This is a genomic window from Coriobacteriaceae bacterium (assembly GCA_025993015.1).
Taxonomy (GTDB): Bacteria; Actinomycetota; Coriobacteriia; order Coriobacteriales; family Coriobacteriaceae; genus Collinsella.
The window spans coordinates 1,057,567-1,077,624 of sequence record DAJPFV010000001.1 but is presented as its reverse complement, the minus strand read 5'-3'; the positions used below and the strand labels follow the sequence as shown (position 1 = coordinate 1,077,624).

General features: G+C 59.4%; 17 protein-coding genes. 14 read left to right on the top strand and 3 right to left on the bottom strand.

The annotated features are described in order from the left end of the window. Positions 1–3,315 carry a carbamoyl-phosphate synthase large subunit gene (carB, locus tag OIL77_04585; GenBank protein ID HJI44696.1) on the top strand — a complete coding sequence of 1,105 codons (3,315 nt, stop codon included), beginning with the start codon at positions 1–3 and terminating at the stop codon, positions 3,313–3,315. Here carB and OIL77_04580 read toward each other — a convergent pair. Continuing rightward, entirely contained in the window at positions 3,246–4,136 is an 891-nt protein-coding gene (locus tag OIL77_04580) for a DMT family transporter (GenBank protein HJI44695.1), read from the bottom strand. The genes carB and OIL77_04580 overlap by 70 nt on opposite strands. A gap of 120 nt (positions 4,137–4,256) precedes the next feature. On the opposite strand from OIL77_04580, the gene OIL77_04575 reads away from it, so the two are divergent. From OIL77_04575 to OIL77_04565, 3 genes are all read left to right on the top strand, one after another. Further along, positions 4,257–5,399, top strand: coding sequence for a PDDEXK nuclease domain-containing protein (locus tag OIL77_04575; protein HJI44694.1), 1,143 nt, complete (start codon positions 4,257–4,259; stop codon positions 5,397–5,399). Between the two features lie 203 nt (positions 5,400–5,602). Further along, positions 5,603–5,851: a hypothetical protein gene (locus tag OIL77_04570; GenBank protein HJI44693.1), complete on the top strand. Its 249-nt coding sequence runs from the start codon at positions 5,603–5,605 to the stop codon at positions 5,849–5,851. Between the two features lie 362 nt (positions 5,852–6,213). Next, positions 6,214–7,602: a glycoside hydrolase family 1 protein gene (locus OIL77_04565; GenBank protein ID HJI44692.1), complete on the top strand. Its 1,389-nt coding sequence runs from the start codon at positions 6,214–6,216 to the stop codon at positions 7,600–7,602. A 20-nt stretch (positions 7,603–7,622) separates the two neighbouring features. Here the strand turns inward: OIL77_04565 and OIL77_04560 are convergent, their stop codons facing one another. After that, positions 7,623–8,444, bottom strand: coding sequence for a MurR/RpiR family transcriptional regulator (locus OIL77_04560; protein ID HJI44691.1), 822 nt, complete (start codon positions 8,442–8,444; stop codon positions 7,623–7,625). A gap of 252 nt (positions 8,445–8,696) precedes the next feature. On the opposite strand from OIL77_04560, the gene OIL77_04555 reads away from it, so the two are divergent. From OIL77_04555 to OIL77_04515, 9 genes are all read left to right on the top strand, one after another. Next, the gene (locus tag OIL77_04555) at positions 8,697–9,500 is read left to right on the top strand and encodes a ChbG/HpnK family deacetylase (protein HJI44690.1); all 804 of its coding nucleotides are present in this window, start codon (positions 8,697–8,699) and stop codon (positions 9,498–9,500) included. 184 nt (positions 9,501–9,684) lie between these two features. After that, a complete protein-coding gene (locus OIL77_04550) occupies positions 9,685–10,947 on the top strand; it encodes a PTS transporter subunit EIIC (protein ID HJI44689.1) in 1,263 nt (420 codons plus the stop codon). Positions 10,948–10,995: 48 nt separating this feature from the next. Continuing rightward, positions 10,996–11,292, top strand: a complete 297-nt coding sequence (locus OIL77_04545) for a PTS sugar transporter subunit IIB (protein HJI44688.1) — start codon at positions 10,996–10,998, stop codon at positions 11,290–11,292. A gap of 2 nt (positions 11,293–11,294) precedes the next feature. After that, positions 11,295–11,636: a PTS lactose/cellobiose transporter subunit IIA gene (locus tag OIL77_04540; GenBank protein HJI44687.1), complete on the top strand. Its 342-nt coding sequence runs from the start codon at positions 11,295–11,297 to the stop codon at positions 11,634–11,636. Between the two features lie 85 nt (positions 11,637–11,721). Next, complete coding sequence (locus tag OIL77_04535) at positions 11,722–13,209, top strand: family 1 glycosylhydrolase (protein ID HJI44686.1); 1,488 nt, start codon at positions 11,722–11,724, stop codon at positions 13,207–13,209. 24 nt (positions 13,210–13,233) lie between these two features. Next, complete coding sequence (locus OIL77_04530; protein ID HJI44685.1) at positions 13,234–14,142, top strand: ROK family protein; 909 nt, start codon at positions 13,234–13,236, stop codon at positions 14,140–14,142. Between the two features lie 613 nt (positions 14,143–14,755). Further along, positions 14,756–15,220: a 5-(carboxyamino)imidazole ribonucleotide mutase gene (gene purE / locus OIL77_04525; protein ID HJI44684.1), complete on the top strand. Its 465-nt coding sequence runs from the start codon at positions 14,756–14,758 to the stop codon at positions 15,218–15,220. 36 nt (positions 15,221–15,256) lie between these two features. Continuing rightward, positions 15,257–16,255 (top strand): sortase, encoded by a 999-nt coding sequence (locus OIL77_04520; protein HJI44683.1) that lies wholly within the window; start codon positions 15,257–15,259, stop codon positions 16,253–16,255. A gap of 55 nt (positions 16,256–16,310) precedes the next feature. Beyond that, positions 16,311–16,727, top strand: coding sequence for a molybdopterin biosynthesis protein (locus OIL77_04515; GenBank protein ID HJI44682.1), 417 nt, complete (start codon positions 16,311–16,313; stop codon positions 16,725–16,727). A gap of 107 nt (positions 16,728–16,834) precedes the next feature. Here the strand turns inward: OIL77_04515 and OIL77_04510 are convergent, their stop codons facing one another. Next, a complete protein-coding gene (locus OIL77_04510) occupies positions 16,835–18,064 on the bottom strand; it encodes a putative ABC transporter permease (GenBank protein ID HJI44681.1) in 1,230 nt (409 codons plus the stop codon). Positions 18,065–18,349: 285 nt separating this feature from the next. On the opposite strand from OIL77_04510, the gene OIL77_04505 reads away from it, so the two are divergent. Beyond that, positions 18,350–20,020 carry an amidophosphoribosyltransferase gene (locus OIL77_04505; protein ID HJI44680.1) on the top strand — a complete coding sequence of 557 codons (1,671 nt, stop codon included), beginning with the start codon at positions 18,350–18,352 and terminating at the stop codon, positions 20,018–20,020. The last annotated feature ends 38 nt before the right edge of the window (positions 20,021–20,058 follow it).

Sequence of the window (20,058 nt, the reverse complement as noted above, 5' to 3'; positions counted from 1 at the left end):
ATGCCGAAACGTACTGACATCAAGCGTATCCTCGTTATTGGTTCGGGCCCCATCGTCATTGGCCAGGCCTGCGAGTTCGACTACTCTGGCGCCCAGGCCTGCAAGGTGCTCAAGGAGGATGGCTTTGAGGTCATCCTGGTCAACTCCAACCCGGCGACCATCATGACCGACCCGGGTCTTGCCGACCGCACCTATGTCGAGCCCATCACCGCCGAGTTTATCGAGCGCGTGATCAAGAAAGAACGCCCGGACGCGCTGCTGCCCACACTGGGCGGCCAGACCGGTCTGAACGCCGCCGTCGAGCTGGCGAAAGACGGTACGCTCGACAAGTACGGCGTCGAGATGATCGGCTGCGACCTGGCCGCCATCGAGCGCGGCGAGGACCGCAAGCTCTTTAACGAGGCTATGGCCGAGATCGGCCTGGAGGTCGCGCGCTCGGGCTATGCCTACAGCGTGGCTGACGCCGAGGCCATCGCCGAGCGCGTGGGCTATCCCTGCGTGCTGCGTCCGAGCTTTACCCTCGGTGGCGCCGGCGGCGGCATCGCGCACACCCACGAGGAGCTCGCCTCCATCGTGAGCCAGGGCCTCGAGCTCTCGCCTGCCCATGAGGTGCTGGTCGAGGAGTCCATCGAGGGTTGGAAAGAGTACGAGATGGAGGTCATGCGTGACCACGCCGGCAACGGCATCATCGTGTGCTCCATCGAGAACCTCGACCCCATGGGCGTGCATACCGGCGACTCCATCACCGTCGCGCCGGCGCAGACGCTCTCCGACCTTGAGTATCAGCGCATGCGCGTGGCCTCGCTCGCCATTCTGGAGAAGATCGGCGTCGAGACCGGTGGCTCCAACGTGCAGTTTGCCGTGAACCCCAACACCGGCCGCCTGATCGTCATCGAGATGAACCCGCGCGTGAGCCGCTCGTCCGCACTGGCCTCCAAGGCCACGGGCTTCCCCATCGCCAAGGCCGCCGCGCGCCTGGCCGTGGGCTACACGCTCGACGAGATCGTCAACGACATTACCAAGGCTACGCCCGCCTGCTTTGAGCCCACGATCGACTACTGTGTGGTCAAGGTGCCGCGCTTTGCCTTCGAGAAGTTCAAGGGTGCCGACCCCACGCTCACCACGCGCATGAAGGCCGTGGGCGAGATCATGGCGATCGGCCGCACCTTTGAGGAGGCCTTTGGCAAGGCTATGCGCTCGCTGGAGGATGGCCACCAGGGCATTTGCGCCGGTGGCAAAGAGGGTGCCGATAAGCTGAGCGACGACGAGCTTGCTCAGGCCGTGGCAACCCCGACCGAGCATCGCATCTTCTTTGTGGTCGAGGCCCTGCGCCGTGGCTGGGACATCGCTCGCATCCATGCCATCTGCGGTATCGATCCGTGGTACCTCAACCGTATCAACGATATGGTGCAGGTCCAGGAGAGCATCCGTGGCCTGCGTGTGGAGGATATCGACGCCGACGCGATGCGCCTGCTCAAGCAGTACGGCACGAGCGACGCCGAGATCGCCGCGCTGACCGGCTCGGACGAGCGCTTTGTGCGCGCCTATCGCAAGGGTCTGGGCGTGGTTCCCAGCATGAAGACGGTCGATACCTGCGCTGCGGAGTTCTCGAGCGCCACGGAGTACCATTACAAGACGTACGAGAACATCTACCGCACGAGCCCGGATGCCAAGAAGTGCGTAGCTCCCGACGAGACCACGCCGGCGAGCAAGCCCAAGGCGATGATTCTGGGCGCCGGCCCCAACCGCATTGGCCAGGGTATCGAGTTCGATTACTGCTGCGTGCACGCGAGCTACGCGCTGGCGGCCCGCGGCTTTGAGACCATCATGGTCAACTGCAACCCCGAGACCGTCTCGACCGACTACGACACGTCCGACCGCCTGTACTTTGAGCCGCTCACCTACGAGGACGTCATGGATGTCATCGATGTTGAGCGCCCCGACGGCGTCGTGGTGACGCTCGGCGGCCAGACCCCGCTTAAGCTGGCGCGCATGCTCGAGGAGAGCGGCGTGAACATCATGGGCACCAAGCCCGATGCCATCGACTTTGCCGAGGACCGCGAGCGCTTTGCCGCCCTGCTCGACAAGCTGGGCATTATGTATCCGCCGGCGGGCCAGGCCACCTCGTTTGAGGAGGCCGAGGCCGTTGCCGCGCACATTGGCTACCCGCTGCTGGTGCGTCCGAGCTACGTGCTGGGCGGCCGCGGCATGATGATCGCCTACGATGCCGAGCATCTGCGCGATTACATGGCAGAGGCTGCGCGCATCAGCCCCGACTACCCGGTGTATCTGGACCGCTTCCTGGAGGGTGCGATCGAGTCCGACGTCGACGCCCTGTGCGACGGCGAGGAGGTCTACATCGGCGGTATTCTGGAGCACATCGAGGAGGCCGGTATTCACTCCGGCGACTCCGCGACCTGCATTCCGCCGTTCAGCTTTAGCGAGAGCCTGCAGGCCAAGCTCCGCGAGACCACGCGCCGCATCGCGATGGCGCTGGGGGTTCGCGGCCTGGTTAACGTGCAGTATGCCATTAAGGGCGAGACCGTCTACGTGATCGAAGCCAACCCGCGTGCCAGCCGTACCGTGCCGTTCATCTCCAAGGCCACCGGCGTGCCGCTGGCCAAGTGCGCGGCGCGCATCATGGCCGGCGATTCCATCGCGAGCCTGGGCCTGCCGAGTGACGAGCGTCAGCTGGACTGGTTCTGCATGAAGGAAGCCGTTATGCCCTGGGGCCGTTTCCCGGGAGCCGACGTTATCCTGGGGCCCGAGATGAAGTCGACGGGCGAGGTCATGGGTATCGCCAAGAGCTACCCCGAGGCATACGCCAAGACGCAGCTGGCGATTGACTACAAGTTGCCCGATCCAAGCTGCGGCAAGGTGTTCATCAGCGTGTGCGACCGCGACAAGCGTCACATCCTTTCGGTCGCGCGTATCCTGCGTTACCTGGGCTTTGACATCTGCTCCACCGAGGGTACGGCGCGCGTGCTGCGTGGAGGCAACGTGACGTGCGAGATCGTGGAGAAGATTAGCGGCCCGCACGACGGCGAGCGCCCCAACATCGGCGACCTCATCGCCGATGGCAAGATCGCGGTGATCATCAACACGCCGTACGGTCCGGGCTCGCGCGGCGACGGCTATCTGCTGCGCACCGAGGCAGTGCGACGCGGTGTGACCTGCGTGACCGCGATGTCTGCCGCCAACACGTACGTGAGTGCCATCGAGGCGGTGCGCGAGGACCAGCAGGGTCACGGCAGCGCCAACGACATGGGCATGGACGTCATCGCCCTGCAGGACCTGCCGCAGCACACGGTGTAGTGTGACCTGGTCGGCCGGGGCGTCAGCCGGACACTTTCTCTCGGAAACTGGGCTTCGCGAAGTTTTCCGAGAGAAAGGACCGCCTCCCGCCCCGGCCTGCGGTGACTCGGTAGCACCGTGTGCTGCCGAAGGGGCTTTGAGCGATGACTAGGGCTGATAAACTGGTAGCCGCTGAGCGCCACGGGGTCCTCGCGCTGGGAGTAGGTGTGGATGAGGGCAGACGAGACAGCGTAGGAGACAGCGGCAATAAGGATGAAGCCCTCGCCTGTGAGCGTGACGGCGCCGCCGCTATCGCCACCGGTGAGGTTGACGATAACGACTCCGGCAAAACCTATAGCGCAGCCGAGGACTTTGCGCGCAGTAAGCCGTTCTTGCCGGAACACGAGCGCTGCCATCAACACGCAGAGAAACGTGTTCATAGCGTTGACGATTGAGCCGCGCACACCCGAAGCGTTTGAAACGCCGATATAAAAGAAGGCGTACTGCACGATAGTTTGGGCAAGCGAGAGTCTGATAACGAGTGGCCATCCCGTGCGTGAGACGCGAGGCAAGCGACGTCTTGTTATGACTGCAGCGGCAAGTGCGATAGCGCCGGCAAGCATAAAGCGCACGCCAGCGAAGAGAAACTCCGATGGTACGTCGCCGTTTTGGATGCCGAGAAGCTCGTAGCCGATCTTGATGCAGGGGATCGCACTGCCCCAGAGCGCGCAGCAGATGAGGGCGAGCGCAGCTACGCACCATGCGCGCGTGAGAGGGTGGCGCGCGGAGTCGGCGTAAACATCGCAAGAGCTGGCGTCGAGTGCGGATGAGGGTTTGGACATACATCTCCCAAACGAGGCGAAGCAGAAAACGCCTCTATGGTACGCGCAATTTTGTGTCCGCACGCGTTGATAGCATAGAACGCGTCATGGAACACAAGTTCGTAAGAAGAGGAGGACGCCATGATGTCAGAGATTACGGGCTATCGTGAGGAAGTTCAGACCATCAAGACGGCGATATTGCGTGCGCAGTATGCTGCGGCGAAGAGCGCCAACGCTCAGCAGCTGCAGCTCTATTTCGCCGTGGGAGGCTACGTCTCCGCCAACACGCGCAATGGCACGTGGGGAACCAACGCGCTCAAAACCATCAGCGAACAATTGCGGAAGGAGCTGCCAGGACTCAGGGGCTTCTCCACAACAAGTCTCAAATATATGCGAATCTTCTTTGAAGCTTGGTCTGCTCCGGGCGATGAACAGGCGTTTCTCGATTCGTCACTCGTGAGTGACGAATCTTCAGACGGTGGCCTTCTGCAAATTCGTCACTTGCAAGTGCCGAATTCAAACACATGTTCTCTCGATGATTTTTTAGCGATTGGGTTTACCCATCATCGGTATATCCTTGCAGGTGCTAAGACCCTTGACGAGCGGCTCTTCTACATTCACAAGTGCGCATTTGAACACTTAAGTGTGGAGGCGCTCAAACGCTCGCTGAAGGCGGACGACTTTCATCATCAAGGAGAGGTCTCCAACAACTTCCTCTCAACGCTGCCAAAGGGTCAGCAGGCGCTGCGCGCTATCGCCACGTTCAAGGACGAGTATCTGCTCGACTTTATCAATGTTGAGGAACTCGGGGTGCGCGATGCGGAGGATGTCGACGAGCGCGTGTTAGAGCAAGGCATCGTGCAGAATATCAAGCAGTTCATCATGACGTTCGGTCGAGCCTTCGCGTTTGTGGGAAACCAGTACCATCTCGACGCCTTTGGCATCGATCAGTACATCGACCTCCTGTTCTTCAACCGCGACCTCAACTGTTTAGTTGCAGTCGAGCTCAAGAGCGGCCCCTTCAAGCCGGCCTATCTCGGCCAGCTCTCTGGCTATCTACGCATCCTGGACGACTTTGAGCGTCGCGAGCACGAGAATCCCTCCATAGGCCTTGTGCTTTGCAAAGGCATGGACAAGGGATTTGTTGACTATGTGATCCAAGACTTCACAAAACCCATGGGTGTGGCCACCTATAAGACGTCGAAGGATATGCCACGAGAGTTGCTCGATGCTCTGCCGCCCATCGATGACTTACGGATGTTGCTGGAGAGGTCTGATGGGTAGCGGTAGGAATTGTTCGGTGTTAGAAGCTTATTTCGCTTATGGCCTTGAGCTTTGCCGATGAGCATGGGGTGGGGAACGTATCAAGGCAGAGTTTGTCATGCAATGAGTATGACAAACTCTGCCTGGAGGAGAGAATACTTCCATGGCAATTGTCCACCGCAATGCTCTCAAGCATGGTTTGTCTGAGAGGGAGGTTCTAGATAATGACTGAGTACAAACTAGCTGATGGATCGGTCCTGACAGACGAAGATATCGAGCGCGAGAGCGTAGAGTTTGAGCAAGAGACTTGGACGGGTCGTCTTGAGCGCATCCATGTCAGGCCTGGCGTTGTTGCTGATGAGCCGCTTGTTGCAGTTACCGTGCGCTTTCCGGCATCCATGGTGGTGGCAATCGACCGAAAGACGGGGGATCGATCCGATTTTATTCGGCGGGCCGTTTTCCCTGCGCTGTAGTAACGTTGCGTCTCCTAAATCGACCTTGGTTTCGTCGAGGAGGTAGATCTTGAGGATGAGGTGTCCTGCTTCGGTGAACCCGTTCTCGAAGACGGGCAGCACGCGCGACACGGACTACCGCGACCTCCTGACCTTCCGCGACGGGGAGTAGCGGCTTGGCGGTGTGCGGCGCCGGCACGTGACGGTGGCGGGCATGAGGCTTGGCCTTCGCGACGGCATGTTCTTTAGAGTTTGCGGTGCATGATGGCACGGCCGTTTTCAAATCGTGAAACATTGCCCGGGAATGAGTAACAGGCTTTGGTTCGTACATCCGTTATAACGGGAGTTGCAAGAAGTGACATCCGTGACGAGAGGTTGAACTCATGACTCAGCACCGGTTTCCCGAAGGTTTCCTCTGGGGTGCTTCCACCAGCGCTTTTCAGGTTGAGGGTGGGTATGATGAAGGAGGCAAAGGTCCGGCAACCACCGATCGCGGCCCGGGGCGTCCCGGCATCGCCGATAACAAGATCGCCTCGGACCACTATCATCACTGGCGTGAGGATGTCGACCTCATGGCCGAGCTCGGCATCAAGGTCTACCGGATGGGTTTCGCTTGGAGCCGCATCATGCCCGATGCCTCGGGGGATCCCAATCCTGAGGGCTTGGCGTTTTATGACCAGCTGATTGACTACCTGCTGGAGCGAGGGATCGAGCCCTTGGTCACCCTGTATCACTTCGAATGTCCGAGTGCGTTGGTCGAGGCCTTCGGCGGCTGGAAGAGCCGTAAGATGATCGACTTCTATGTGCGCTATGCCGAAATCTGCTTCACGCACTTCAAGGGGCGCGTCAAGCGCTGGGTTACCGTGAATGAACAGCTAATTGCGACCTCCGCGCCCAGCAACACGGGTGACACCGAAACCGATCCGCGCCAACGGCAGAAGAACGCCTACCAGATGAGCTATCATGTCGCTCTTGCCGAGCATCGCGCCATCGCGTGCCTGCGACAGATCGACCCCGATGCGCAGATCGGCCCCGTTGTCGCCATGCAGGTGGTCAACCCGCGGACGAGCGCTTCGGCGGATGTGCTTGCGGCCATGAACGCCGAGGAGATGATGCAGAACTACCTGCTCGACCTGAGTGTGCGCGGCGACATCTCGCCTTATGCGCGCTATTACCTGGAGCGCGAAGGTTTCTACCCTGTTGTTGAGTGCGGGGACCACGACATCCTGGTCGCGACGAGGCCCGATTTTCTTGGGGTGAACTACTATTTCAGCAATTGTGCGCATGAGCGCACGGAGCCCATCCGCTTCGACCGGTTCCCTCCGTGGTCGGGCGGGGATTTCGAACTCTGCGATAACCCTGCGATCGCGCCGACCGAGTGGATGTCGAACGGCATCGACCCCCTTGGGCTTCGCGTGGGCATGCGCAAGCTCTACGATCGCTACCAGCTTCCGATGATCGTCACGGAGAACGGTATGGCGCTTTCCGAGTCACTTGACGAGGAGAACAGGGTGCATGATGCCGTGCGCATCGAATACCTTTCACGACATTTGGGCGAGGTCGAGGAGCTCATTCGCGAAGGCTATCCCGTCTTCGGCTACTGCGTTTGGAGCCTCATGGATCTATGCTCAAGTCATCAGGGGTTCACTAAGCGCTACGGCCTTCTGTATGTCGATCGCACGGAAACCGATGCGAAGCAATGCGCTCGTTTCAGGAAGGACAGCTTCTTCTGGTATCAGGACGTGATTAGAGAAAACGGCTTGCCCTGCTGAGCGTCGGTGGTCCGACGAGATTACTCGCCAGTACCGGAATCGGCTCCATAACGCCTCAGGTATTCCATGACTATCAAGTCGATGGCGGCAAGCGCACCGAACTTGCCCGTGTCGATGTTGTTGGTCACTCCGCAGCTCAGTATGCAGGAGGCATGGTTCCAGTAGGCGCTTGAGGTGTTTTGTGTGATGGCGAGAAGACGACAGCCGGAGGCGGCGAGTGCGTTGACGATTTCTGGATAACGAATGGGGTATGTTCCCCCTATGCTGCAAATGATGGCGAGGCTGGATTTGGTGAGCGATTGCGCGCAGGCGAGCTGCGATGAATAATCGAGGTAAAGCTCGATGAGGCGGTTCATGATGGTGAGCCTGCTTTGGAAGTAGCGGCCCACGTCCCAGAGGAAGTGGTGGGAGAAGAACGCGACATGCCCGCTGTCGTGCAAATCATCGACAATGGCGGGCAGTTTCGCGATGTTTGCCGCCGAGATGGTCGTTTCGATATTGAGCAGGATCGCCTCCCGGTAGGATGCCAGAGCGCCTTCCGTGTCGTTTGACAGCTGTTCTACAAAGGCATGTGGAAACAACCCGGTTTTGAGGACGTCATGTTCAAGCTGGTTGCGCAGGTCCTTGAAATCAGCGAAACCCATAAACCGGCAGAATCGCGACACTGAAGCCTTCGAGACGAAGCACATGTCGGCGATTTCTCCAATCGAGAGCTCGCTCAGCTTGCTGTAGTTTTTCACCAGCGTGGTCGCTATCTCGTAGTTGGTGTCGTGCTGCATTGCGGTGTCGATGTAGTCAAGCAACCGTTCGGCAACCGATCCCATCGAGATGGATTTTTCCATGATGGCTGTCCCCTTTATGCTCAGTGGCCCGAATAAGAGGGCCTCATTTGACCAAACTATAGCTCAAACATGCCGGTATTCCTGCGGAGTTTCACGTTATGAAACTCGCGTAGCCATCTCGCAACCTTGTGGCACAGCATGTAACCGATTTTGGATATAGCCGGCGTCATACTTAATGCAAGAAGAGACGACGAAGCTTGCCGCCCCGCCGGAACACGGCATCGGCTCTACACAGGGCATCGCTTCGTTGCTTTGCCGCTCGACGAGATATCGGTTGAGGAGGATCGGATGAAGCGGTTATTGCTGCGCGCCGACGATTTAGGTTACAGCGACGGTGTTAATTGCGGGATAGCGGCCGCGGTCCAAGCGGGGCTCATTCGCTCGGTGGGCGTCATGACCAACATGCCGCTTGCAGAAAGCGGTTTGGCGCGCCTGCAAATCAAGGATCTCTGCTTGGGTCAGCACACCAATATCTGCACGGGTAGGCCCCTCAGCGATTCCTCGCTCATCTCGAGCATCGTTGACGATGATGGCAATTTCAAGCGGAGCTCAGCATATCGCGCCGCCGCGCGGGCTGGGGAGGACTTCGTGGTGCTTGACGAGGTCATTATCGAAATCGAGGCGCAGTATCGGCGATTCCTTGAGCTCGTCGGGCGTGAGCCCGATTACTTCGAGGGACATGCGGTCGCAAGCCCCATGTTCTTCCGCGGCCTTGAGATCGTTGCCGAGCGTCACGGCCTGCCCTATTTCGCGATGGGTGCTCCGGGCGAGCCAGTCACCTTTCGCTCGACGCCGGTGCTTTCCTATGTTCCCAAGGATTTCTCGTCATATGAAGCGGATCCCTTTGCGGCGCTTCGAGAGGCGCTTGAAACGACACCGGAAGGGATATGCCGTCTCATGGTGTTTCACCCAGGTTATATCGACGCGTACTTGCGAGATAACTCGACCATGCTCGAGGCCCGCATCCGGGAAGCCGCGATGCTTGTCGACCCTGATGTCGCCGCATGGCTTGCAGAGCAGGACGTGGGGCTCGTGACGTACGCGGACCTGACGTAAGCGTCCGCTGGGGCAATCTCGCCAATTCACGCTGAATGGCGTACTGCCTGAAGCACGTCGTTGTGATTTTGAAGAGAGGTGGATGCGCTATCTAGAGGGGAAGATGCCGCACACGGGCATCGATAGAGTTCACTGCAAAGATTGGAGCTGAAACATGGCGGTATTCGACAAGATCCAAAACATAATGGATAAGACAATCGCACCTGTGGCAAGCAAGGTTGCTGACAGCAAGATGCTCGACGCCCTCATGGGCGGCATGATGTGCACGCTGCCCATGACCCTTGGCGTCTCGGTTATCGCGATTCTCATCAACTTCCCCATTCCGGGGTTCTCCGATTGGGTGGTTTCGAGCGGTCTCATGGCGACCGGCAACTCCATCCTCACCGTTACCATGAACATGATGGGTATATACATCTCCTTCTTCATCGGTTTGAGGTGGGGTAAGGTATGCGGCCTTAGCGGTTATACCGGTGGCATCGTGAGCGGCGCGGTGTTTTTGGCATTCATGCCGCAGCAATCGTTCGAGGATATTCCCATGGCGAGTTTCATCAACACGTCGTACATGGGATCGAACGGCATCTTCGTCGCCATTCTGCTTGGCCTGATCGTGCCGAAGGTGACAGCCATTTTGATGAGCAAGCTTGAAATCAAGCTCCCCGATATGGTTCCGCCCATGGTTGCAGACTCGCTGTCGCCGATGTTTGCCGCCATCGTGCTATTCACTGCGGTGTGGTTCGCCAAGTGGGGTCTTTCTTTCACCCCGTGGGGCAACCTGTTCGATATGATCAACACCTTGATCGGCACGCCGGTCACGATGGTCGGTGCCTCTCCTTTGGCCTATATCATCGTGTGCTCGCTGCAGTCGATCTTCTGGTTCTTCGGTGTCCACCCCAACGTGATGCTCAACTTCTACGCTCCGGTAATCATGGCTTGCAGCGCTGCTAACACCGAGGCCATCATCGCGGGCGAGGCACTGCCCTATGGCGCTTGGGCCGTCGTCGCGCTCGGCACCGCCATCGGTGGCCAGGCTAACGCCCTGGGCATCAGCATCTCGCTGCTCTTCACCAAGTCCGAGCGCTTCAAGGCGATTCGCGGCATCGCGCTTGTTCCGTCGCTTTTCAATATCTCCGAGCCGCTCATGTTCGGTCTGCCGGTCGTGCTGAATCCCACGTACTTCATCCCGTTCGTGCTGAACATCCCGGTCTGCGCCATCGTGGTCCAGGCGCTTTACGCCCTCGGTCTTGGGGCTGCGTTCAATCCCACGATTCAGCTTCCCTGGGTGCTTCCCCAGCCGGTCATCGCATTCATGCAGGGCGGCATCGGGTGCCTGGTGATCTCGGTTGCGGTTTTGGCGGTGTCGGTGCTCATGTATACCCCCTTCACCCTTATGGCTGATCGCCAGGCGTTGCGAGAGGAGCAGGCCGCTCTCGAGGAATCGGCCGCATAGGGATTTTCATATTCACACCATCATTTTCCATGAGGTTGGGAGCGTAGGATGAAACATATCGTACTTATGTGCGCCGCGGGCGCTTCGACGAGCATGCTGGTACAGCGCATGCAACAGGCGGCTGAAAAAGACGGTTTCGTGTGCACCATCGAGGCGCACCCTGTCAACCAAGCGGCGGAATATGCGGATAGCGACGTTATCCTGCTGGGACCGCAGGTTCGCTTTGAACTCAACAAGGTGAAGAATCAAGTGAACTGTCCGGTGGAGCCGATTGATATGACAGCGTATGGGACAATGAACGGCGAGGCCGTGCTCAAACAGGCTCGAAAGTTGCTGGGGGCATAGCCATGTCAGAGATCAAACAAAAAGCGATCGATCAGTTTGAAATGACGTGCTTCTCTATCGTCGCTCAGGTGGGGAGCGCGCGCAGCTGCTACCTCGAAGCGATAACCTGTGCCGAGAATGGTGATTTTGAGGCCGCCCGGAAACTTATCGACGAGGGCAACGTGGTGTTCAACGCAGGCCACGACGCTCACATGAAACTGCTTCAGCAAGAGGCCAGCGGCGAGGAGCTGCCGTTTCGCATCATCTTGCTGCATGCGGAGGATCAGCTCATGAGCGCTGAGGGCTTCCGTATCCTTGCCGAGCGCTTCATCACGGTCTATCAACGCATGGGTGCAAGCGCCTAACTGATTATCTGACGGGAAGCCGGGACTGCCATGCAGCCCGTCTTCCCGTTTCATGAAGATGTTTTCACGATCGAGGAGGTACCCAATGGCATTTCCGGAAGGTTTCCTGTGGGGTGGCGCCACCGCCGCCAACCAGTATGAGGGCGGCTGGGAAGAGGGCGGCAAAGGACCGAACACCTCGGACGCCATGACCAGCGGTAGCCATACGGTGTCACGGCAGATAACGTGGCGTAATACCGCGACAGGGGAAACCGGCGCGCTTCCCGTGTATGCGGTTTGCGAGGAGGGACTTCCTGAAGGGCTGGAGGTGGCGGTGGTTGATGGCTACTACTATCCCAGCCACACGGCCACCGACTTCTACCACCACTACGCCGAGGACATCGCCCTCATGGGCGAGATGGGCTTCAAGTGCTTCCGCCTGTCCATGAACTGGGCGCGCATCTTCCCCACGGGCGAGGAGGCTGAGCCCAACACCGAGGGTCTAGCGTTCTACGACGCCGTGTTTGACGAGTGCGCTAAGTACGGCATCGAACCGCTCGTGACGCTCTCGCACTACGAGACCCCGCTCGCGCTCGTGAACAAGTACGGCGGTTGGAAGAGCCGCGAGCTCATCGACCTGTTCGTGCGCTACGCCACCTGCGTCATGAAGCACTATCAGGGCAAGGTGAAGTACTGGCTCACCTTCAACGAGATCAACATGATGAGCATGGGGAGCTTCATGGCGGGCGGGCTTACGGATGGGAGCCCCCATGCGAAGGCCCAGGCGGCGCACAACCAGTTCGTGGCGTCTGCCCTTACGGTTCGGTCGGCGCACCAAATCTCCCCTAAGATCATGGTGGGTCAGATGCTCGCGTACAACCCCATCTACTCCTATTCCGCCGACCCCGCCGATCATCTGCTCGCCATGGAACGCGAGCGTGACGCGCTGTGGTATGCCGACGTGCAGGTGGGCGGCCACTATCCCGCCTATCGCTTGAGGGAGATGGAGCGCGCGGGCATCAAGCTGGAAATGGGCGAGAACGACCTCGAGCTTCTCGCAACCTATCCGGCAGATTTCCTGTCGTTCTCGTGCTACGGAGGCTCGACGGTATCGTTGCGCCAGAAGGAGCTCGAGGTCGCGTCCGGCAATCTCGCTTTCGGCATGGTGAAAAACCCCTACCTCGAGACCAACGCCTGGGGCTGGGCGACCGATCCGTACTGCCTGCGCATCGCCTTGAACGAGCTCTACGACCGCTATCACAAGCCGCTTTGGATCGTGGAGAACGGTATCGGCTGGAGCGACGAGGTGAAGGCCGACGGCTCCATCCATGACGGCTACCGCATCGACTACCTGCGCAAGAACATCCAGAGCATGGAGGATGCCGTGGAACTCGACGGCGTGGACCTCATGGGCTACACCATGTGGGGCTGCATCGACCTGGTCAGCGCCGGCACGGGCGAGATGCGCAAGCGCTACGGCTTCGTCTACGTCGACCGCGACGACGAGGGCAAGGGCACGCTCGCGCGCAGCCGCAAGGACAGCTTCTATTGGTACAAGAAGGTCATCGAGAGCAACGGCGAGGACCTGGACTAACCCTATGGGACAGGGGATAAGATTATGGACTGCTATTTCGGTATAGATGCGGGCGGCACTCAGGTGAAATGGGCGGTGGTGAACGCCGACTACCACATTGAGGAGCACGGAAGTATCCCAACATGCACCTCGCCCGCCGACCAGGTTATCGAAACGTTCCGCTCGGTGATCGAGCCCCATCGCGCCCGGGTGAGGGGTGTGGGAATAAGTATGCCCGGAGTCTTTTCCGAAGGCGATTCCGATGGCGTGGTTGGGGGAGGCGGCGCCCTTCACTGTTTGGACGGATATCCGCTCGGTCGCATCTTGCGCGAGAGCACGGGGCTTCCCGTAACCATCGAGAACGATGCGATGTGCGCGGCACTGGGAGAATATGCCGTCGGCGCGCTGAAGGGGGTCTCCCTGGGGTTGATGGTGGTGATCGGTACGGGTCTCGGCGGTGCCATCGTTGTTGACGGTCACATCTTGCGAGGCGCGCACAATCTCGCCGGCACCGTGTGCTTTGTGAGCAACGATGTGCGCAAGCCCGTGACCTTTGGGTCGGTGTACGGTGATGTCACCAGCTGGCGGGCGCTCCGAGACCAGGTGTGTGCGGCGAAGGGGATTGATCCGACCGATGATATCGACGGATATCGGATTTTCTCTTGGATTGAAGAGGGGGATGAGGACGCTCGTCGCGGTCTGGATGCATACGCGTTGGTCTTCGACAACATGCTGATGGGGTTGCAGTCGGTCATCGACCCTGAGGTCATCGTGGTCGGCGGCGGAATCAGCGCCCGTCCCGAGCTGTTTGAGGCATTTGAGCGCATGATGGATCAGGCTCACGTTCTTCCCATCATACCGAGGCCCTGCATCAAGCCAGCACAGAACGGCAACGATGCCAATTTGCTTGGCGCTGCGCGCACGCTGCGCCGCTCGCTTGGCGAGTGCGATTGATTGGCGGCTGGTGGCCCGACTCGCGGCCTCCTGTCCTAAAAAAAGAGTATGGGCTCCTTCGTTCATTCGAACGAAGGAGCCTACGTTTTGTAAGGGGCCTCCTGGCGAATTTTCATTCGCCAGGAGGCCTTTTGCTGTTGATCGAGAATGTCGCTGGACAGTTAGTTCAGATACGTATTTTTCAGAGGGTGTGTAAAGGCCGACCTGAGCCCGATTGGGCTGAATTTGACTATCTGAACCGGTGGAGACGCTCATATATGGGTGAGAAAGGTCGTTATGGGGCTCAAAGTGACTTCAAACCACTCTATTAGCGCCAAGAGGCACGGTCAAAAAATACGTATCTGAACTAACTGTCCACCACCCTCCGCAAACCTTTCATTCCAACCCAAATCAGCCAACGTACGTCATAGCAATCCCCGGTAGGTCGAGGGTGCCCCGCGGCGGTCTGGTGTTTTCATCTGAACGACTTTGCGAAGCAACCGGAGTGAAGATGAAAACACCAGACCGCCGCGGGGCACCCGCAGACCGCAGGGACGGGAGCAGCTATACTACTCTCAGTAGTTAAGGGTCGCGGATTCGCCGCGTCACCGCTCTCAACAGGAGGTCTTTGTTTATGGCAGATCAGAAGCCGGTTGTCGGGATCATCATGGGCTCCAAGTCCGATCTGGGCGTTATGGAAGGTTGCACCGCCGAGCTCGAGGCGCTGGGCGTGCCCTATGAGCTCGTGATTGCAAGCGCGCACCGCACGCCGGCGAAGGTCCATGAGTGGGCCTCGACTGCTGCCGACCGCGGCATCAAGGTGATTATCGCTGCCGCCGGCAAGGCTGCTCACCTGGGCGGTGTCGTGGCTGCGTTTACGCCGCTGCCGGTTATCGGCGTGCCTATGAAGACGAGCGATCTGGGTGGTATGGACTCGCTGCTGTCGATGGTGCAGATGCCTTCGGGCGTGCCCGTTGCCTGTGTGGCCATCAACGGTGCCAAGAACGCTGCCATTTACGCCACGCAGATTCTGGGCGCATGCGACCCCGAGTACCGCAAGGTTATCGAGAAGATGAAGCAGGAGATGGCTGACGCCTAAGCGCTCTGCCAGTCCATTTGCAGCATAAGGAGAGCCATGTCCGACTATCAGGGAAAGCGTTTTTCGGCGTCTCGGATTCCCGATTCAGCCAAGTCGGGAGCAGCCCGCGCGTCGCAGCAGGGTCGGACATCCTCTCCTCAGCAGCCGCGCGCGCCGCGCCCCGTGACGCCGGCGAAGCATCGCCGTCAGGATACGCCTGCTGCATATCGCCCCTCGTCATACAGTACGGCCAAGAAGCCACCTCGCTCTTCGGCGCATACCGCGCCATCGAGCTATACCGAGCCGCCGCGCAAAAAGCGCCGCTCCGTCATTCCCATACTGCTCATCATTATCGGCATTGGCCTGATCGTTGCCGCCGCCGCCATCTTTATCAACGCGCAGATTGGCTACAAGCAGGCGAGCGAGTCGTATCAAAAGATCGAAAAGCAATATGTGAGCGATAAGGACGCCAGTGGCGTGCCGATTATCGACTTCAATGCGCTTGCCCAGACAAATCCCGAGGTTGTGGGTTGGATTTACGCGCCCGGCACCAACATCAACTACCCCGTGGTGCAGACCAACAACAACTCCAAGTACCTCAACACGCTGTTCGACGGCACCGCCAATGCCTCGGGAGCCATCTTCTTGGATAGCGACGACACCGCGCCGGGCATGGTGGATCAGCAGACCACGATTTACGGTTATCATATGAACGACGGTTCGATGTTCAACGTGATTTCGGATACGACCGATCAAGCGACGTTCGACAGCATGGAATACGTGTACTACATCACACGCGATGCGACGTATAAGCTGCGTCCGCTGGCGACCAAGGTGGTCGAGGACACGTATGCCAAGGCGCGCACGCCCAACTTTGAGGGCGATGACGGACTGAAGAATTACTTGTCCGAGATGCTCGACGGTGCCTCTGCCGTGGCGAGCGATGCCACTGATCGCGCCGCTTCGGCAACCAAGGTCGTAACGCTTGTGACCTGCCGTTCGCTGTCATTTAGCAATACGCGCGCAGTCATGGTGCTCACGCCGGTCGAGGAATAAAGTGTCCGGGAGCCCTGTCCCAAAAAGACTACCCTGGAAATCAAAAGGAGAAATGATGCTTGAAAGCGGCAAATCGATGCCTTCGGTTGATGCTTGGCTGCGCGAAGCCAAGGCCGATGTTTCGGCGGCTGATTGCGGAATGTACCTGACACACAACGGCGTGGTGCGTGCGACGCCTAAGTCCGAGGTGCGTGGGGTCGAGACAGATGGTGTGGCGCCTGGACATAAGGTAGGCGGCATGGTGTTTGGCTTCGATGCCGATAAGGTGCAGGCCGCTATCGAGGCAACGCGCGCGATGCCGGGTATCGGCTACGTGCGCGTGTGGTTGGCGAGCGGCGAGCTTGCCGTGGGCGACGACATCATGCTCGTGCTCATTGGCGGAGACATTCGCCCGCATGTGGTCGATGCGCTGCAGGCACTCGTCGGTACCATCAAAAATGAGTGTGTGAGCGAGGTCGAGCGCGAGGCATAGGACTTTGCGATCAATTCGAGTCCATCTATAGCAAAAGCCCACTGGCAGTTCAATCAGTCTGCCAGCGGGCTTTTCTGTGCGTTGGAAAATCTCGGCATTGCGTGGCGCTACACGCGCGTCGCATCCTTGGGGCTCATGGTCATGCTCTGGAAGCGGTTCTCCATGTAGTCGTTATCGAAATACTTGCCGTAGAACTGCGCGACGGGAATATCCGGCTCCGTGCCGTTGACGCGCTGGTACCAGTAGTCGAGCGACTGCAGCGTCATGACGCCGTCGACCAGCATAATGACGGTAAAGATGACGGTAGCCGAGTAGCGACTCTTCCACGGAATCATGTTGATGAGCTTGAGCAGCCTCGGCAGCAGCAGCTTGATCCAGATAAGGCCACCCAAGCCCCACAGGCAGGCAAAGCCCGTGCAGGTGCGTCCGCCCGTAAGGACGGCGAGTGGGTCGGGCATGCCGAACAGCTTCATGTGCGAGTAGCTCCACGAGACCACGCCAAATGAGGTCTGCATAAACCAGCCCACGAACACCTCAAAGCTCGCGCCGAGTACAGCGCTTACCAGGAAAATGATGATGGGGTTCTTTTTATAGAAGCGGTTGAGCACCATGGTCATGAGTACGGCGCCAAAGCCATAGATGGGGCTGAAGGGACCAAACAGCATGCCGGCGCGGTCCTGGTAGACGCCTGGGTCGTCGACCGTCATGTGCCAGATGTCCTCGGCGATCAGGCCGAGCACGCAGCAGACGAGGAATACCCAGAACAGGTTGAAGTAGTTGAGCTTGATGTAGCCCTCGCCGGTTTCATCGCGGCCGAGCATGCCCTCGGCGGCGGCGTCGCGGTCGAGCATCTCCTGCAGGCGGCGCTGCAGTTCGCGCTCCTGGCGAAGCGTAGGATCGACGGTTGCCGAAAGCGCGATGAGGATACCGAGCTGAATAGCGGGACGAAGCAAGAAGAGCCCGATACCTTGGAGCATCACGTCGACCAAAAGCTCGACGACGGTGAATGCAATAAGGATGTAGGACAGGCGGGCGGCGTTGCGGCGCTGGTTTTTGATAAGGTCCAGGCCAAAGATGATCAGGATGACGGCACTTGCCGCAGAGAGCATGATGCCGGCGACGATGAGTCCAACCGAGACCAGCATATTGTCGCCGAGCTTGGCGGCGGCGTTGCCGTTAATGAGCGCAGTGATGACCTGCCACATAAAGGCGGCGACCGACGGGAGTGTACCCACGCCGGACAGGATGCACAGGACGGCGTACACCTTAATGATGAGGGGAATCTTCTTGACCTCCGTGGCGCTGGGGACGCTGGGGTCGAGTCCGTTTCGATCCATACAGAACCTTTCTCGCTTTGTCCTAGGTTACTAGGATACGCCGCCGACCTGCCAAAAGACAGGACGAACGTCCCAATTGCAACTTTGTAATCCCCAACGGTGGACGCGGCGGCCATATGGGGGCGCGGACGCTTGCACTGGGCAGACCAATAAAATGTTTGGCCGCAAAACGGATTATTAGCTCGGTGGGCTTTTAAAAAGCGCTGCTCATGCGCTGGGGAGCGCGTCGCGCCGTGCGTATAATAAGGCGGGTAACGCCAAAATACGAGGCTCTGAGGGGATGCCATGTCTCAAGAAACCATCCGCGCGGCCGAGCGTGCCGCGGGACAGGTGAACGCCATGTCGACGTATGATCCGGACTCTGACCAGCTGCATGAGGAATGCGGCGTTTTTGGTGTCTGGGCGCCCGATCGCGACGTGGCTCGACTGACGTACTTTGGCCTGCGTGCACTGCAGCACCGTGGCCAAGAATCGGCGGGAATTGCTGTTGGTGACGGCGGCACGGTTATGGTCCGCAAGGATCTGGGCCTGCTCGACCGCGTGTTCTCCAATGCCGACTTGTCGACGCTCTCCGGTCAGCTGGCCGTGGGTCATGTGCGCTACGGCACCGCCGGCGCCAAGAGCTGGGAAGCCTCTCAGCCGCACCTCTCTACCATCAATAGCGTCATTATCGCGCTCGCGCACAACGGCACCCTCGTCAACACCGACGAGCTGCGCCGCCAGCTGATCGAGCTAGGCGTGCCGTTCCTCTCCAACTCGGATTCCGAGGTCGCGACCAAACTCATCGGCTACTTTACTCAGCGTACAGGCCATCTGCGCGAGGGCATTCGCAAGACCATGGAGCTCGTGCGCGGCGGCTACGCCATGACGCTCATCAACGAGCAGGCGCTCTACGCATTCCGCGATCCGCACGGCATTCGCCCGCTCGTGCTGGGCAAGCTGGTGGACGAGGGCCTGGACCAGGCCGATGCCGCATCCGTTTCGCAGCTGCCGTCGCAGGACGGCGCCGCGACGGTCGACGCCGCCACCCATGTCACCCGCGCCGGCGGCTGGGTCGTCGCCTCCGAGACTTGTGCGCTCGACATTGTGGGCGCCGAGTACGTCCGCGACGTCCGTCCCGGTGAGATTTTGCGCATCAGCGCCGAGGGCCTTGTGTCCGAGCAGGGCGTGCCTGCCGCCGAAGAGCCTGCTAACTGCATCTTTGAGCAGGTCTACTTCGCTCGCCCCGATTCCATCATGAACGGCAAGAGCGTCTATGCCTGCCGCTATGACATGGGTCGTCAGCTGGCACATGAGGAGCCCGTCGAGGCCGACCTGGTCATCGGCGTGCCCGACTCCGGCCTGCCGCCCGCGGAGGGCTATTCGCACGAGAGCGGTATTCCCTTTGGCGAGGGCCTCATCAAGAATCGCTATGTGGGCCGTACGTTTATCGAGCCTACGCAGGAGCTGCGTGCCATGGGCGTGCGCATGAAGCTCAACCCGCTGCGCGACAACATAGAGGGCAAGCGCCTGGTCGTCATCGATGACTCCATCGTCCGCGGCACCACCATGGTGCAGCTCGTCAAGATGCTGCGCAACGCCGGCGCCAAGGAGATTCACATTCGCATCAACTCGCCCGAGGTCATCTGGCCGTGCTTCTACGGTATCGATACCGACGTGCAGTCGCAGCTCATCAGTGCCAACAAGACGGTCGATGAGATCTGCGAGTATATCGGCGCCGATTCGCTGGCCTTCCTTTCGGTCGAGGGCCTGCTGAAGGTCATGCCCAAGGGCGGCTACTGCGATGCGTGCTTTACCGGACGCTACCCCGTGGCGATTCCCGAGAGCTTTGGCCGCGATAAGTTCATGGAGGGCTTTAAGCCCCGCAACCTGGACAAGCCGCTGCACTTTGACGACGACGCCGTGGTCGAGAAATACGACGACCGCAGCTGGGAAGAGGAGCACGGCGAGGCCTAAAACCTGCCATGTGGGGACAGGTTTTTTTGGTAGGTTTT

What these genes read in the sequence shown, in the direction of transcription:
- carB (HJI44696.1), top strand. Translation starts at nt 1, where the DNA reads ATGCCGAAACGTACTGACATCAAGCGTATCCTCGTTATTGGTTCGGGC.
- OIL77_04580 (HJI44695.1), bottom strand. Translation starts at nt 4,136, where the DNA reads ATGTCCAAACCCTCATCCGCACTCGACGCCAGCTCTTGCGATGTTTAC.
- OIL77_04575 (HJI44694.1), top strand. Translation starts at nt 4,257, where the DNA reads ATGATGTCAGAGATTACGGGCTATCGTGAGGAAGTTCAGACCATCAAG.
- OIL77_04570 (HJI44693.1), top strand. Translation starts at nt 5,603, where the DNA reads ATGACTGAGTACAAACTAGCTGATGGATCGGTCCTGACAGACGAAGAT.
- OIL77_04565 (HJI44692.1), top strand. Translation starts at nt 6,214, where the DNA reads ATGACTCAGCACCGGTTTCCCGAAGGTTTCCTCTGGGGTGCTTCCACC.
- OIL77_04560 (HJI44691.1), bottom strand. Translation starts at nt 8,444, where the DNA reads ATGGAAAAATCCATCTCGATGGGATCGGTTGCCGAACGGTTGCTTGAC.
- OIL77_04550 (HJI44689.1), top strand. Translation starts at nt 9,685, where the DNA reads ATGGATAAGACAATCGCACCTGTGGCAAGCAAGGTTGCTGACAGCAAG.
- OIL77_04545 (HJI44688.1), top strand. Translation starts at nt 10,996, where the DNA reads ATGAAACATATCGTACTTATGTGCGCCGCGGGCGCTTCGACGAGCATG.
- OIL77_04540 (HJI44687.1), top strand. Translation starts at nt 11,295, where the DNA reads ATGTCAGAGATCAAACAAAAAGCGATCGATCAGTTTGAAATGACGTGC.
- OIL77_04535 (HJI44686.1), top strand. Translation starts at nt 11,722, where the DNA reads ATGGCATTTCCGGAAGGTTTCCTGTGGGGTGGCGCCACCGCCGCCAAC.
- OIL77_04530 (HJI44685.1), top strand. Translation starts at nt 13,234, where the DNA reads ATGGACTGCTATTTCGGTATAGATGCGGGCGGCACTCAGGTGAAATGG.
- purE (HJI44684.1), top strand. Translation starts at nt 14,756, where the DNA reads ATGGCAGATCAGAAGCCGGTTGTCGGGATCATCATGGGCTCCAAGTCC.
- OIL77_04520 (HJI44683.1), top strand. Translation starts at nt 15,257, where the DNA reads ATGTCCGACTATCAGGGAAAGCGTTTTTCGGCGTCTCGGATTCCCGAT.
- OIL77_04515 (HJI44682.1), top strand. Translation starts at nt 16,311, where the DNA reads ATGCTTGAAAGCGGCAAATCGATGCCTTCGGTTGATGCTTGGCTGCGC.
- OIL77_04510 (HJI44681.1), bottom strand. Translation starts at nt 18,064, where the DNA reads ATGGATCGAAACGGACTCGACCCCAGCGTCCCCAGCGCCACGGAGGTC.
- OIL77_04505 (HJI44680.1), top strand. Translation starts at nt 18,350, where the DNA reads ATGTCTCAAGAAACCATCCGCGCGGCCGAGCGTGCCGCGGGACAGGTG.